Here is a 14,871-nt window from a genome sequence, read left to right as displayed (position 1 = left end):
GGGGCGGCGAGCCGTTCCTCAACACGGAGGTGTGCCTGCGGCTCGTGCGGCGGCTGCGCGCCGAGCTCGGGGCCACGCGCGACGTGTGGGCGTGGACGGGCTACACGTTCGAGGAGCTCGCGGCCGGGCACGACGACCAGCGCGCGCTGCTCGCGGAGGTCGACGTGCTGGTCGACGGCCGGTTCGAGCTCGCGCAGCGGGACCTGACGCTCGCGTTCCGCGGCAGCCGCAACCAGCGCGTGCTCGACGTGCGGGCGTCGCTCGCGGCAGGCGGCGCGACGTGGCACGCAGCGGGGCTGCGGGTGCCGCCGAGCGCGGCGGGCCCGACGCAGCCCGACGGGGCGGCCGTCGGCGCACCGCCGGGGGCCGCGGCGACGGTCAGCCCACGAGCGTGAGCACGCCGGCCGTCGCGACCGCGAGGCCCAGCGCGAGCGACACGACGACGAGCACGACGTGCACGGTGAGGAACCGGGTCGCGCGCCCGGCGGCGTCGCGCGCCCGCGGGTCCTTGGCGACGCGGCGCAGGAACGCCGGCCACACGACGAGGTTCCAGAGCCCGGCGACGACGAGCAGGACGGACCAGGCGACGGGGAGCTCCACGCGTCGATGCTGGCACACGCGCCGGCGCCGGGTCGGTGCCGGCCGTCGTCGACCGCCGCCGGCAGCCCCCGTAGCCTGACCGCGTGACGAACCTCGAGGCCCGACCGACCGAGCAGGTGTGCGTCGCGGGCCCGGCCGCCGACGTCGAGCTCGTCGAGCCGCGCGACGTGCCGCTGGGCGGCCCGCGCGCGATGACGGTGCGCCGCACGCTGCCGTCGCGTGCGCGCTCGCTGATCGGGCCGTTCTGCTTCGCGGACCACTACGGCCCCGACGACGTCGCGGCGACCGGCGGCATGGACGTGCCGCCGCACCCGCACACCGGGCTGCAGACCGTGACGTGGCTGTTCGAGGGCGCGGTGCTGCACCGCGACGCGCTGGGCTCGGAGCAGACCATCACGCCCGGGCAGCTCAACCTCATGACCGCGGGGCGCGGCATCTGCCACTCCGAGGAGTCGACGCCCGCGACGTTCCCCGACCGCCCGGTGCTGCACGGCGTGCAGCTGTGGACGGCGCTGCCGGAGTCGGCGCGGCACGGCGACCGCGCGTTCGAGCACGTCGCCGACGTGCCGCGGCTGACCGTCGACGGTGCGGTGCTGCAGGTGTTCCTGGGGCGTCTGGGCGACGTCGAGTCCCCGGCGCGCGCGTACTCGCCGCTCGTCGCCGCGCAGGTCGACGTGCCCGCCGGGACGCGCGTGCGGCTCCCCGTCGACCCGTCCTTCGAGCACGGCGTGCTGGTCGACTCCGGTGCGCTGCGGTTCGAGGGCCACGACGTCGACCCGGCGTGGCTCGCGTACGCGCCGCCCGGGCGCGACGTGCTGGTGCTGGAGGCCGGCGACCGGCCCGTGCGCGCGGTGCTGCTGGGCGGCACACCGTTCGAGGAGCCCGTCCTCATGTGGTGGAACTTCGTGGGCCGCACGCACGACGAGGTCGTCGAGGCGCGCGCGCAGTGGCAGGCCGCGATCGCCGGGGACGCCGCCGGCCTGGGCCGGTACGGCGAGGTGCACGGCTACGACGGCCCCGCGCTGCCCGCACCCGAGCTGCCGAACGTGCGGCTGCGCCCCCGCGACCGCGCGCGCTGAGCCGCGCACCCGGCCCGCAGCGCGCCGCACCGCCGCAGGGACGCGCAGGGCCCACCCGGTCCGTGCGCGCTGCGACGGCGTCGCGGCGGCACGGCCCGGGTGGGCCCGTGAGGTGCGTCAGCCCGCGTGCGTCCAGCGACGGCGCGCGACGACCAGCCCCGCGCCGACCAGCAGCACCAGGACCGCCGCCGCGCCGACACCGGCGACCTGCGCACCCGTGACCGCGAGCGCGTCACCGGCCGGGGCCGGCACCGCCTCGACCGCGACGGGCGTCGTCCCGCCCGCGGCGGCCGCGACGACCTGGACCGTCACGGTCGAGACCGTGCGCGCGCCCTGCGGGTCCGCGACCGTGAACGTGATCGTCACGCTGCCGACGAACCCGGGCTCGGGCGTGTAGACGAGCCTGCCGTCGACGACCGTCACCGTGCCCGTGGCGGGCTGCTCGACGTCGACGACCGTCAGCTCGCCGCCCTCGGGGTCGCTCGCGCCCGCGAGCACGTCGATCGCTGACGGGCCGGCGTTGCCGACCGTGACCGTGGTCGCCGGGACGACGGGTGCGCCGTTGCCCACGGTGACGGTCACGGTCCCGCGGCTCGTGTCGGTGCCGTCGGACACCGCGAACTCGAACGTCACGTCGCCCGACCAGCCGGTCGGCGGCGTGTACGTCACGACGCCGTCGACCAGCGTGACCGTGCCGCGCGGCGTGCCGTCGGCGTCGACCGCCGTGCCCACCTCGGTGACGGTGAGCGCGTCGTCGTTGGCGTCGGTGACGCCGTCGAGCACGTCGACGACGACGGGCGTGCCGTACGGCGTCGCGTCGGGCCCGCGCGGGGGCACGACCGGGGCGGCGTTCGCGACCGTGACGACGAGGACGCCGTCCGCGGTGCCGCCCGCGCCGTCGGACACCGTGTACGTCACGGTGACGTCGCCCTTGAACCCGGGTGCGCCCGTGACGACGACGCCGCGTGCGTCGTCGGTGAGCACGACCTGCGCGTCCGCGTCGGCGGCGGCCCCGGTGACGACCAGCTGCTGGTCGGTCGCACCGAGGTTCGCGTCCGTCGTGCGCGCCACGAGGTCGACCGTCGCGGGCACGCCCGCCGGGGTCGTCACGCGTGCGGCGTGCGTGACCGGTGCGGCGTTGCGGACCGTCACCGTGACCGACGCGGTGCCGGCCGCGAGGCCGTCGGTCGCGTCGTAGGAGAACGTCACGACGCCCGCCCAGCCGGCCGGCGGCGTGTACCGGACCTGACCGTCGACGACCTCGACGCCGCCGCGGGGCGTGCCCGCCGCGTCGACGGGCACGGTGAGCGACGCGGGCACGACCGTGAGGACGTCGCCGTTCGCGTCGTCGTCGTTGCCGAGCACGTCGACGAGCACGGCCGTGTCCGTGTCCGTCGCGGCGGTGTCGGGCAGCACGCGCGGCGCGGCGTTGGCGACCGTGACGACGAGCGTGCCGTCGACGCTGCCGCCCGCGCCGTCGGACACCGTGAACGTGACCGTGACGGTCCCGCGGTAGCCCGTGGCCGGCCGCACGTCGAGCGTGCCGTCGGGGTTCACGGTGACCTGCGCGCCGTGGTCGGCCGTGGCGCCCGTGACGCGCAGCACCTGGTCGGTGGGCCCGACGTTGACGTCGGACGCGTGCTGCAGCACGTCGACGCCCGCGAGCAGGCCGTCGGTCGCGACCGACGCGCCCGACGTCGTGACGGTCGGCGCGACGTTGGGCGTCGTGACGGTGACCGTGCCGGTCGCCGTCAGGCCCATCGGGTCGGTCGCGGTGTACGTGAACGTGTCCGTGCCCGCCCAGCCGGCCGCGGGCGTGTAGCGGACGCCGCCCGCACCCGTCACGACGGCGGACCCGTGCGCGGGTGCGGTGCCGACCGCGAACGTCAGCGCGTCGCCGTCGGGGTCGCTCGCGGCGCCCGCCACGTCGACGACCACGTCCGCGTCGCCCTCGGGGACGTCGACCGTGCGGTCGCCCGCGAGCGGTGCGCCGTTGAACGTGACGGTGACGGTCACGACGTCCGAGCGCCCGGCGGGCGTCTGGTCGTCGGCCACGCGGTACGTCATGGTCGCGGGGCCCGTGGGGTTCGCGGGTGCGACGTACGTCGCGACGCCCGTGGCGGGGTCGACCGTGGCCGTGCCCTGCGTGAACGGCGTGACGACCTCGACGCGCACGGGGTCGCCGTTGGGGTCGGAGTCGTTGGCGAGCAGCGCGATCGGCGTGCTGCTGCCGGGGTTGACCCGCAGCGTCTCGCCCTGCGCGACCGGTGCCCCGTTGCCGACCGTGACGGTCACGCGGCCGGTCGTCGCGGCGCCGCGCGAGTCCTCGACCGTGTAGTCGAACGCGTCCGTGCCGCGGAACCCGGGGGCCGGCGTGTACACCAGCCGCTGCTGGTCGTCGACGGTCACGGTGCCGTGCGGCGTGGTCGTGGGCACCGAGCGGTAGGCGATCGCGTCGCCGTTGGGGTCCGAGTCGTTCGCGAGCGCGGCGATCGTCACCGGGCCGCCCGTGGAGGTCGCGGTGTCGTCGCCGACGACCGGCGCCTCGTTGACGACGACGACCTGCACGGCCGCCGTCGACCGCAGGCCCGTCGGGTCCTCGATCGTGTACGTGAACACGTCGCGCCCGGCGAAGTCGGCGCGCGGCGTGTACGTCAGCGCGCCGTCGGTGCCGATCGTCACCGAGCCGCCCGCGGCGTCCGTCACGGCGACCGTCCGCAGCGGGCCGCCCTCGGCGTCGCGCGCGTCGGCGAGCACGTCGACGCGCAGGCCCGGCGTCGCGCTGCGCGGCGTGAACGTCCGCACGTAGGGCTGCGCGACCGGCGGCGTCTGGCCCGCGGTCGCGGGCTCGGCGACGGGACGCTGCACGACGTTCGTCGCGGACGACGCCGCGGCGCGCGTCGTGTGGCCCCGGTAGGTCATGGCGGCGGCGTTGACGAGCTCGACGCCCGCGGGGGCGGCGTCGTCGACCCGCACGCGGAAGGTGACGACGTGCGCGGGGTCGGGGCCGACGGTGATGGGGATGTCGCCGCCGCGCGACGCGTCGGCGCCCGTACCCAGGTGGACCACGACGTGGCCGCTCGGGTCCTGCGCGTAGTAGCCGTCGTCGTCGCCCTCGGCGTCCGTGAGGGGCTGGCCGTCGACCTGCAGCGACCCGGGCACGTACGTGGTGCCCGTGGGGATCGCGTCGAAGAACCGGCTGTCGGACGCCACGTCGAGGCCGATGTTGCTCACGGGCACCGAGTACTCGAGGACGTCGCCGCGACGCACGTCGCCGCCGTTGAGGTCGGTGACCGACTTGTGGCCGAGCAGGGTCGGGTCGTAGAGCTCGGTCGAGAACGTCACGACGCCGGGGAAGAACTGCTCGCCGCCCGTCGTGAGCCGGAACCGCGCGCTCGTGGCACCGTTCGGGATGTAGTCGCTGCCGACCGTGAAGACGTCGGCGTCGAAGCCGAGCTGGTTGCGGTAGGCGGGGTTGCGCCGGCTGCCGTCGGCGGCCGCACCGGCCAGGAACGCGCGGTCGACCCCCGCACGCGTGATGGTCGAGTTGAAGGCGTTGTTCGCGGGGTTCTCGGCGTCCGTGAGCGGCAGCCCGTTGAGCAGCAGCTGGTCGCCGACGAGCCCGCGGTCGCCCTCGTACGTGACGACGCCGACGGACGTGCGGATGTCACCCGTGGGCGGCGTGATGAAGCCGTCGACCGTGAACTCGGGCAGCGGGTCGCCGTTGGCGACCGAGCCGAAGCCGTCGAAGACCGTGAGGTTGCGGGCCGGGGCGGCGGGGTCGGCGACCGCGACGACGAGGGTCCAGCCGGCGTAGTTGTTGGTGCCGTTGGCCGAGGACTGCACGTTCCCGACCATGTACGAGCCGCTGCCCGCCGCCGTGACGAGGTCGGTCACGTCGACGAAGGACTGGTACGCGCGGTCGGGCGCGACGTCGACGTGCGCGGCGGTGACGGTGGCGTAGGACGTGGCGCCGGGCACGCGCAGCACCGCGCGGTCGCGCAGCGTCGCGTCGGCACCGGCCGTGTTGGCCGCGGCCGTGCGGCCGCCCCAGTAGAGCCGGGCCCACAGCACGCTGCCGCCCGCGGGGATCGCGAGCTCGGCGGACGACGAGTTGAACGTCGAGGCGTCGCCGTCGACGTCCACGTAGCGCATGGTGTGGTCGTTGTTGCTGAGGTTCGTCGACGACGACCCGTCACGCACCGCGGCGCAGTTGTTGGCGCCCGTCGTGCACGTCATCAGCGTGTTGGCCGAGAGCAGGATCTCGCCGTTCGTGTTGGTCGAGAACACCGAGCCGAACGGCCGGTACTCCGCCGCCGCGGCGGGTGCCGCGAGGCCCACGAGCGCGAGCGGTGCCAGCAGCGCCGCCACGACCGCCGCCGCGAGGGCCGCGGACCCGCGCCGCCCTCGGCGCGACGCGTGCGCACCCGTCCCCCTGCGCGCCCCGCGCGCCTCCTGCGTCTGTGCCACGACCCTCTCCCCGCTGTGGTGGACGGACGCGCGTTCTTGACGCCCGTCCAGCACGCAACGTAGGGAGAGCCGCAAGGGGCCGTTGGTGACGGCGCGGGGCGAATGCGACGCACCGGACCGGGTGAAGAAACAGGTCAGCGCCGCGGCCTGGGTACCAGGACCCAGGCCGCGGCGCTGCGGGCACCCCCGGACGGCGGCACCGTGGGTGCCACCACCCCTGCGGGTGTCAGCCCTTGACGGAGCCGAGCATGACGCCGGACACGAAGTACCGCTGCACGAACGGGTACACGCAGAGGATCGGGATGATGGTGAGGATCATCGTGACCGACTGGATGTTGGCGGCGATCGCCGCGGACGTCGTGCCCGCGACGGCGGCCCCCTCGGACGCCGCGGACGACGCACCGGCGATGAGGTTGCGCAGGAACAGCGTGACCGGGAACAGCTCCTGCTTGTCGATGTAGAGGAACGCCGCGAACCAGTCGTTCCAGATGGCCACCGAGTAGAACAGGATCATGGTCGCGATCACCGCCTTGGACAGCGGGATGACGATGCGGCCGAAGATGCCGAACCACCCGAGGCCGTCGATCTGCGCGGCCTCCTCCATCTCCGCCGGCAGGTTCTCGAAGAACGACTTCATGACCAGCAGGTTGAAGATCGAGATCGCGCCCGGCAGCACGACCGCCCACATCGTGTTCTTCAGCCCGAGGGTCTGGATGAGCACGTAGTTGGGGATCAGGCCGCCGTTGAAGAACATCGTGAACATCGCGACCCAGATGAGGCCCGTGCGCCCGCGCAGGTGCCGCTTCGACAGCACGAAGGCCAGCAGCGTGGTCAGCACCATCGCGATGGTCGTGCCGACGACCGTGTAGACCACGGTGTTGCGGTACGAGCGCCAGAACATCTTGTTCTGCCACACGGCCTCGTACGTGTCGAGGTTGAAGCCGACGGGCCACACGTTGACCAGGCCCGCCTTGACGGCGCCGGGGCTGGAGAACGACTGCGCGATGACCGTGATGAACGGGTACAGCATGAAGGCGCACAGCAGCACGAGGAACGCGCCGTTGACCCACGTGAAGACCCGGTACCCGCGCGAGTCGCGCGGGCCGACGGACGTGCCCCCGGCGGGGCTCGTCGAGGACGTCAGGGCGGACTGCGTCACCACAGGCTTGCTCCCACCACTCGGCGCGACACGAAGTTCGCGGTCAGCACCATCACGAGCCCGATGAGGGCCTGGAACAGGCCGATCGCGGTCGCGTAGCTGAAGTTGTTCGACACCAGGCCGACCCGGTACAGGTAGGTCGAGACGACGTCGGCGGTCGAGTAGGTCAGCGGGTTGTACAGCAGCAGGACCTTCTCGAACCCGACGTTGAGGAACGTGCCGATGTTGAGGATGAGCAGCGTGACCATGGTCGGGCGGATGCCCGGCAGCGTCACGTGCCAGGTCTGGCGCCAGCGGTTGGCGCCGTCGATGCGCGCCGCCTCGTAGAGCGACGCGTCGACCGTGGTGAGCGCCGCGAGGTAGAGGATCGTGCCCCAGCCGACGGTCTGCCAGATCTCGGACCCGACGTAGATGGTGCGGAACCACTCGGCCCGCTGCAGGAACGGGATCGCCTCGCCGCCGAACCCTTCGATGACCTGGTTGACGGTGCCCTGCAGCGACAGCAGCTGCATGGTCATGCCGACGACGATCACGACCGACAGGAAGTGCGGCAGGTAGGAGATCGACTGCACCGTGCGCTTGAACGCGCGCTTGCGGACCTCGTTGAGGGACAGCGCGAGCACGATCGGCAGCGGGAAGCAGAACAGCAGCGTGAGGCCGCCGAGGATCGCCGTGTTGGCGAAGACGTTCCAGAAGTTGGGGTCGGACAGGAACATCTCGATGTACCGCAGGCCGACCCACTCGTCACCGATGATGCTGCCGCCGGGACGGAACCGGCGGAACGCGATGACGTTGCCGAACATCGGCGCGTAGCGGAACACCAGCAGGAACAGGACGGGGACCAGCGCCATCGCGTACAGCGGCCAGTCGCGCCGCAGCGCCGCGCGCCACGGCACCGTGCCCGCGGCCCTGCCCCGGCGGGGACGGCCGGCCGGGCGGCCCCCTGCGCCGCCGGGCGCGGGCACGCGCCGGTCCCGCGGGTCCTCGGTCACGAGTGCGTCGCCCGTCACTTGAGCTGCGCTCATGTCTCACTCCTTCGTGAGCAGGTGGTGCCCGGTGGGCCGGCCCCGTGACGTCGGGGCCGGCCCACCGGGCGGGGAGGGCGGGGTCAGCCCTTCTCGGCGGCGCGCTCGCGCGCACCGTTGATCAGGTCCATGTACTGCTGGAGACCCTGGCCCTCGAGCTGGCTCAGGAAGGAGTCCCACTGCGACAGGTCACGCTGCCCGAGGATGAACTCGAGCGTCGCGGTGTCGACCGAGTCCTTGAGCGGTGTCGCCAGGAGCGACGACTGCTCGAGCTCGGCCTCGTCCAGGGGTGCGCGCGGGAACGGGTCGCGCGGCGTGCGGGTCGAGAGCACCGAGTCGATGTACTCGACGAACGCGGGGACGTTGTACGACTCCTTGAGCGCCCGCGACTCGGTGGACCCGGCGAACACGTCGTTGGCGAAGCCGAGGTCCTTCTTGATGTCGATCGTGCCGCTCGGGTTGAGGTTGAGCTGCTTGTGCGTGTACTCGGGGTTCAGCGTGTAGGTGTCGCCGTCCTTGGTGTACGTCTCGCCCTCGACGCCCCACTGGATCATGTCGCGGGCCTCGGGGTTGTAGTACAGCCAGTCGGTGAACTGCAGCAGGTCGCAGAAGTTCGGGTCGTTGACCGCGTCCTGGGTCAGCATGAAGCCGTTCCAGAAGTTGCGGGGCTCGACGACCATGCCGGCGGGGCCGCCCGGGGGCGCGATCTGCTTGAGCTCGTAGTCCGTGACGCCCGCGGCGTCGAGCGCGGTCGCGAACTCCTGGACCGTGCCGGACGCGCCGGACGCGGCGAAGACCGTCTCGGCGGCGATCTTCTCGGTGACGGTGCCGCCGCCGTCGTTCGAGTCGGTGAACGACTCGGTGTCGAGCAGCCCGGCCTCGGTGAGGCCGTTGAAGTACTCGACCATCTGCTTGTAGCCCTCGGTGGTGGGCGCGTAGACGAACTCGTCGGCGTCCTCGTCGTACCAGGCGCCGGTGCCGAAGCCCCAGCCGCCGACCGTGCCGAACGAGTGGGCGGCGTAGTTGATCATCGACTGGCCCTCGAAGCCGTCCGCGAGCGGCTTGCTGTCGGGGTACTTGGCCTTGATCATCTCGAGGCCGGTCTGCAGGTCCTCCCACGTCTCGGGGGCGGGCGCGCCGACCTCGTCGAAGACGTCCTGGCGGATGATGAGCGTGAAGACGGGGACCGAGACCTCCTGCAGGCCCGGCACCATGTAGTACTTGCCGTCGGCCTGGCGGAGGTTGTCGATCATGTCGCCCAGGTCCCACTCCTCCACGTACTTCTGGAAGTTGGGCATGTAGTCGACGTAGTCGCTCATGGGGACCACGGCGCCCGAGGCGGCGAACTGCCGCTCGTCGCCCGTGTAGGTGAGCGGGATGATCTGCGGCGCGTCGCCCGCGCTGATGAGGAGGCTGCGCTTCTCGGTCGCGTCGCTGAACGGGATGTTCGTCAGGTTGAGCTTGACGTTGGTGCGCTTCTCGATCTCGTCGAAGAACTGCCACGAGTCGGTGACCGGGTAGTCGGGCCAGTCGGTCCACAGGACCGAGAACTCGCGCGGCTCGGAGGCCTTCCAGGGCTGGTCCGCGACCGCGTCGACCGAGCACTCGAGGTCCTCGCCGCTCGCCGTGCCCCCGCCGCCGCCGCTGTCGCCGCTGCCGCAGGCCGCGAGCCCGAGGGTCGCCGCGAGCGCGGCCGCCCCGATGGCCCCGGCGCGCCGGCGTCGCGCCGTGCGTCCCGTGTACGTCCCGCCGTTGAGCATGTAGGTCTCCTCATCGAGTCCAGGCCCGGGCTACGCCGACCGGGCCGCGGACCGGCCGCCACCGTCCGCCGTCGGGCGGTGGTGCAGGTCCTCGTGCGGGACCCCGGTCGATGCACGAAAAACAGGTTGACGCGACCGAGGACCGATAGTTTCAGGAGGCTAGGTCCCGACATTCACCCCGTCAAGACCCACGAAGCCCCTGTGAAGTAACGATTAAGCGACAGTGGACGGACGCCCAGGTCGGGGTCGCGACGACGTCGCTGTCGATAGTTTCGACAGCGGTGCGTCGACCGCCGCGCGGGCGCCGACCGGACGTCAGCGCTCGGCGGCGACCACCCCCCGCGGCTGCGGCGCGCACCACGCGTCGCGCGCCGTGAGGGGCACGAGCGGCGGCACGACGGGCCGCGACGCGACCGGCACACGGCCCGCACCCTCGGCGGACGCCAGCAGCGACGTCATCACCTCGAGCACGTGCGCCGCGAGCTCGCCGCTCGCCCGGTGCGCCCCGCCGCCGGGCCCGACGGCGTCGACCATGTCGAGCAGGCCGATCCCGCGCGCCGACCCCGCGTACCCCGCGCCCGGCGGGACCACGTGCCAGCCCGCGTCCGGGGTCCACACCTCCACCTCGCCGTCGAACGCGTTGGGGTCGGGCACCGACACCGACCCGCGCTCGCCGTGCACCTCGACGGGCCGCGCGCGCGAGCGCCCGCCGTCGAAGCTCACGGTCACGGTCGAGATCGCCCCGTCCGCGTGCTCCAGCAGGCCCGTCACGTGCGTCGCGACCTCGACGGGCACCCGCTCGCCGGCCCGCGGGCCGGACCCGATGACGCGCTCGTCGCGCGCCCGCCCCGCGGCGCCCTGCACGTGCGTCACGGGCCCGAGCAGGTGCACGAGGGCCGTCAGGTAGTACGGCCCCATGTCGAGCAGCGGCCCGCCGCCCGCGCGGTAGTAGAAGTCGGGCTGCGGGTGCCAGCCCTCGTGCCCGGGCGACACCCACGTCGCGAGCGCGCTTGACGGCCGCCCGATCGTGCCCGCCTCGACGACGGCGCGCGCCGCCTGCACGCCCGTGCCGAGCACCGTGTCCGGTGCGCACCCGACGCGGACGCCGGCGGCGTCGGCGGCCGCGAGCACGCGCCGCGCGCCCTCCGGCGTGGCCGTGAGCGGCTTCTCCCCGAACACGTGCTTGCCCGCACCGATCGCGGCGAGCGCGACCTCCTCGTGCGCGAGCGGCACCGTGAGGTTGAGGACCACGTCGACCGCGGGGTCCGCCAGCAGGGTCGCGACGTCGACCGCGCGCGTGCCGGGGTGCTGGTCCGCGACGTGCCGGGCGCGGTCCCGGTCGAGGTCCGCGACGGCGACCACGTCGACGCCGCCGTGCGCCGTGAGCGTCTCGAGGTACGTCCGCGAGATGACCCCGACGCCCACGACGCCGACGCCGACGCGGCTCACGCGCGCGCCGCCCAGAGCATGCCGCGCTCCACGATCGCGCGCACCGACGGGTGCTGCAGCACCTCGGGCGTGTGGCCGGGCGTCGCGACGACGACCCGACCCTTCCCCCAGTGCCGCGTCCACACCGCGGGCGACGTGAGCGGCCGGTGCCACGGGTGGTACGGCTGCGTCGGGTGGGTCGTGGTGGCGAGGACGTCGACGAGGTCGTCGTGCAGCACCCAGTACTGCTCGGACTCGAGCTCGAAGTCGTCGAGCCCCGCGGTGATCGGGTGCTCGCGGCCCAGGTCGGTGATCTCGACCGTGTAGGGCAGGTAGTTGTCGGTCTCGTCGCCGACGCGCAGCGACGGCTCCTTGCCGGGGTGGGTCGCGAACTGCCCGCCGACCAGCTGCAGGTAGTCCGAGCTGTTCCGGTAGGAGTCGGCGATGCCGCCGTGCCAGCCGACCAGGCCCGTGCCCGCCTCGACGGCGCCGCGCAGGCCCCAGAGCTCGTCGTGGCCGATGCTCGACATCGTCACGCTCTGCACCACCAGGTCGGTGGCGGACATGACCTCGGCGTCCGCGTAGACCTCGTTGGTCTCGTGGACGGCGACCTCGAAGCCCTGCGCGCGCAGGAACGGCAGGAACAGCTCGGTGGCGGCGACGGGCTGGTGCCCGTCCCATCCGCCGCGGACGACCAGGGCGCGCCTCACGCACCCACCTCCTCGTTCGTGGGACGCGCGACGTCGGGGCGCGCGACGGGCGTGCGGGCCGAGCGGTCGGCCGCGCTGACGGCGACGGCGTGGAGGACGCGCTGCACGTCGAGCGCGTCGTCGAACGTCGGGGACGGGTCGGTGCCGTCGGCGATCGCCTGCACCAGGTCGACGACCTGGTGCGTGAAGCCGTGCTCGTAGCCGATGCCGTGCCCGGCGGGCCACCATGCCGCCATGTAGGGGTGGACGGGTTCGGTGACCTGCACGCGGCGGAAGCCCTGCGTGCGGGCGTCGTCACGCGCGTCGTAGACCTCGAGCTCGTTGCTGCGCTCGTAGTCGAACGCGATCGAGCCGAGCTCGCCGTCGATCTCGATGCGGTTGGCGTTGCGACGGCCCGTCGCCAGGCGCGTGGCCTCGAAGACGCCGAGCGCGCCGCCGTCGAACGAGGCGGTGAACGCCGCGGCGTCGTCGACGGTGACGGGGCCGCGCTCGCCGCCGTCGCCGCGCCCGCCGAGGCCGACGTGCTCGCCGCCCACCGGACGGTCGGTGACGAACGTGCGGAGCACGGCCGAGACGTCGGTGATGCGGCTGCCGGTGAGCCACTGCGCGGTGTCGACCGAGTGCGCGGCGATGTCGCCGAGCGTGCCGCTGCCCGCGCGCGTCGCGTCGAGCCGCCACGTCAGGGGCGCGTCGGGGTCGGAGAGCCAGTCCTGCAGGTACTGGGCCCGCACGTGCCGGATCTCGCCCGTGAAGCCCTCGGCGACGAGCTGCCGCGCGAGCGCGAGGGCCGGTGTGCGGCGGTAGCTGAACCCGCACATGGCCAGCACGCCGCGCGTGCGGGCGTCGCGCGCGGCGGCGGCCATGCGCTCGGCCTCGGGCACCGAGTTGGCGAGCGGCTTCTCGCACAGCACGTGCTTGCCGGCGGCGAGCGCGGCGAGGGCGATCGGCTCGTGCGTGTCGCCCGGCGTGCAGATGTCGACGACGTCGACGTCGTCGCGCTCGACGACGGCGCGCCAGTCGGTCTGCGCCTCGTGCCAGCCGAAGCGATCGGCCAGGTCGCGCGTGCGGCCGGCGTCGCGGCCGGCCACGACCTGCAGGCGCGGGCGGCGGGGCAGGTCGAAGAAGGCGCCGGCGGTGCGCCACGCGTGCGAGTGGGCCCGGCCCATGAAGCCGGTGCCGACAAGGGCGACGCGCAGCTCGGACGTGGAGGGTCGCGACAATGGGACTCCCGCGTTGGTTTATCGATCAATCCGTTCTCCGCAGGCTGTCACGGGACGTCGAACCCGTCAACCGCCCGCGGCGCGTCTGCCATGATCCCCAGCGGAGGTTGCGATGGTCACCATGAGCGACATCGCGCAGCGGACCGGCGTCACCGTGACGACCGTGTCCAACGCGCTGACGGCCCGCGGGCGCGTCTCGGAGGCCACCCGGTCACGGATCCTCGCGGTCGCGGACGAGCTGGGCTACGAGGTCAACCTCACCGCGCGCCACCTGCGCGTGGGCCGCTCGGACACGATCGCGCTCATCGTGCCGTCGGTGCACGACTACTTCGGCGAGATCGCCGACAAGCTCGCCGTGCTCGCCGAGGCCACCGGCCGCCACCTCGTGCTCGAGCGCACGTCCGCCCTCACCGAGTCCGAGCGCGCCGCCATCACGTTCCAGCGCCTGCAGATGTTCGACGGCGTGCTGCTCTCGGCCGTCGGGCTCGACCACGACGACGTCGAGCGGGCCCGCCGCCGCACCCCGCTGGTCGTGCTGGGCGAGCGCCCCATGCCCGCCACGGTCGACCACGTCCGCCTCGCCAACGAGGAGGGCGGGCGGCTCGCGACCGCGCACCTGCTGGAGCACGGCGCCCGCCGCGTCGTCGCGCTCGGCGGCTCGCTCGTCGCCGAGTTCGGCATCTCGCACTCGCGCCTCGTCGGCTGGCGGCAGGCGCACGCCGACGCAGGCGTCCCGGCCGACCCGCGGCTCGTCGTCCCCGTGCAGGACTACGACGTCCGCCACGCACGTGCCGCGCTCACGGCCCTGATCGCGGACGGCGTGCCGTTCGACGCCGTCTTCGCCGTGACCGACATGGTCGCCCTCGGCGCGATGTCCGCGCTCGCCGAGCACGGGCTGCGCGTCCCGCAGGACGTGCAGGTCGTCGGGTTCGACGACCTGCTGTTCTCCGACTTCCTGGTCCCGCGCCTCACGTCGGTCGACCCCCACTCGCGCGAGCTCGCCGCCACCGCCATGCGGCTGCTCGAGCAGCGCATGTCCGGCGACGACGCGCCGCCCGAGCACGTCGTCAACCCCGTGTCGCTCGTGGTGCGGGGGTCGACGCGCGCGGGGTGAGGGCGGGCGGTCAGATCTGGATGTCGCCGCAGAGGTGGACCTGGATGCCCATGCCGTGGAGCATGGCGGCCTTGGCGGTCAGGGCCTTGTCGGCGGTGGTCGCGTCGGGGGCGTAGGCCACGTTGAGGTGGTTGGCCTTGTGGCGGGCCATGAACTGGTCACGGGTCACGCCGTGCAGCACGGCGTGCAGGATCGGCCACTCCGGGTTCGTGGCCTGCTTGCGGCGCGTCGTCTCGGCTTCGGGCAGGTCGACCGCGGTGGCCCGGCCCAGGTCGGCGTGCAGACGCCCCTGCGCGATGTAGACCC

General features: G+C 73.6%; 11 protein-coding genes and 1 pseudogene. 3 read left to right on the top strand and 9 right to left on the bottom strand.

The features are described 5' to 3' along the window. Positions 1 to 395: 4Fe-4S single cluster domain-containing protein (locus CS2_RS15250; RefSeq protein WP_156442162.1), on the top strand; the 395-nt coding region annotated here is incomplete at its 5' end. Here CS2_RS15250 and CS2_RS15245 read toward each other — a convergent pair. After that, positions 379 to 600 (bottom strand): SCO4848 family membrane protein, encoded by a 222-nt coding sequence (locus tag CS2_RS15245; RefSeq protein WP_046529952.1) that lies wholly within the window; start codon positions 598 to 600, stop codon positions 379 to 381. The two genes, CS2_RS15250 and CS2_RS15245, sit on opposite strands and share 17 nt — an antisense overlap. Before the next feature lie 83 nt (positions 601 to 683). Here CS2_RS15245 and CS2_RS15240 point away from each other — a divergent pair, with 83 nt between their 5' ends. Beyond that, positions 684 to 1,679 (top strand): pirin family protein, encoded by a 996-nt coding sequence (locus CS2_RS15240; protein WP_070320624.1) that lies wholly within the window; start codon positions 684 to 686, stop codon positions 1,677 to 1,679. A gap of 117 nt (positions 1,680 to 1,796) precedes the next feature. Here the strand turns inward: CS2_RS15240 and CS2_RS15235 are convergent, their stop codons facing one another. The 7 genes from CS2_RS15235 to CS2_RS15205 all read right to left on the bottom strand — a co-directional run bounded on the left by CS2_RS15235 (position 1,797) and on the right by CS2_RS15205 (position 13,451). Continuing rightward, entirely contained in the window at positions 1,797 to 6,149 is a 4,353-nt protein-coding gene (locus CS2_RS15235; RefSeq protein ID WP_070320623.1) for an Ig-like domain-containing protein, read from the bottom strand. Positions 6,150 to 6,375: 226 nt separating this feature from the next. After that, on the bottom strand, positions 6,376 to 7,311 hold the full coding sequence (locus tag CS2_RS15230) for a carbohydrate ABC transporter permease (RefSeq protein ID WP_370297504.1): 936 nt from the start codon (positions 7,309 to 7,311) through the stop codon (positions 6,376 to 6,378). After that, positions 7,305 to 8,333, bottom strand: coding sequence for an ABC transporter permease (locus tag CS2_RS15225; RefSeq protein ID WP_070320622.1), 1,029 nt, complete (start codon positions 8,331 to 8,333; stop codon positions 7,305 to 7,307). The genes CS2_RS15230 and CS2_RS15225 overlap by 7 nt, the downstream gene beginning before the upstream one ends. An 83-nt stretch (positions 8,334 to 8,416) precedes the next feature. After that, positions 8,417 to 10,093: an ABC transporter substrate-binding protein gene (locus CS2_RS15220; protein WP_070320621.1), complete on the bottom strand. Its 1,677-nt coding sequence runs from the start codon at positions 10,091 to 10,093 to the stop codon at positions 8,417 to 8,419. 315 nt (positions 10,094 to 10,408) lie between these two features. Next, positions 10,409 to 11,542 (bottom strand): Gfo/Idh/MocA family protein, encoded by a 1,134-nt coding sequence (locus CS2_RS15215; protein ID WP_070320620.1) that lies wholly within the window; start codon positions 11,540 to 11,542, stop codon positions 10,409 to 10,411. Beyond that, positions 11,539 to 12,231 (bottom strand): ThuA domain-containing protein, encoded by a 693-nt coding sequence (locus CS2_RS15210; protein WP_070320619.1) that lies wholly within the window; start codon positions 12,229 to 12,231, stop codon positions 11,539 to 11,541. Before CS2_RS15210 ends, CS2_RS15215 begins: the two co-directional genes overlap by 4 nt. Beyond that, entirely contained in the window at positions 12,228 to 13,451 is a 1,224-nt protein-coding gene (locus CS2_RS15205) for a Gfo/Idh/MocA family protein (RefSeq protein WP_082740276.1), read from the bottom strand. Before CS2_RS15205 ends, CS2_RS15210 begins: the two co-directional genes overlap by 4 nt. A 121-nt stretch (positions 13,452 to 13,572) precedes the next feature. Between CS2_RS15205 and CS2_RS15200 the strand changes: the two genes are divergently transcribed. Then, on the top strand, positions 13,573 to 14,565 hold the full coding sequence (locus CS2_RS15200) for a LacI family DNA-binding transcriptional regulator (protein WP_233421212.1): 993 nt from the start codon (positions 13,573 to 13,575) through the stop codon (positions 14,563 to 14,565). A gap of 10 nt (positions 14,566 to 14,575) precedes the next feature. On the opposite strand, the pseudogene CS2_RS19115 reads toward CS2_RS15200, so the two are convergent. Next, a pseudogene (locus tag CS2_RS19115) lies at positions 14,576 to 14,871 on the bottom strand (fucose isomerase); the annotation flags it as partial.

Source organism: Cellulomonas iranensis NBRC 101100 = JCM 18110 (genome assembly GCF_001552375.1).
GTDB lineage: Bacteria > Actinomycetota > Actinomycetes > Actinomycetales > Cellulomonadaceae > Cellulomonas > Cellulomonas iranensis.
This window is presented reverse-complemented; position numbering and strand designations above follow the sequence as displayed.

Bases quoted from the DNA above. Each gene is read 5' to 3' on its own strand.
- CS2_RS15225 (WP_070320622.1), bottom strand. From the start codon at position 8,333: ATGAGCGCAGCTCAAGTGACGGGCGACGCACTCGTGACCGAGGACCCG.
- CS2_RS15220 (WP_070320621.1), bottom strand. From the start codon at position 10,093: ATGCTCAACGGCGGGACGTACACGGGACGCACGGCGCGACGCCGGCGC.
- CS2_RS15200 (WP_233421212.1), top strand. From the start codon at position 13,573: ATGAGCGACATCGCGCAGCGGACCGGCGTCACCGTGACGACCGTGTCC.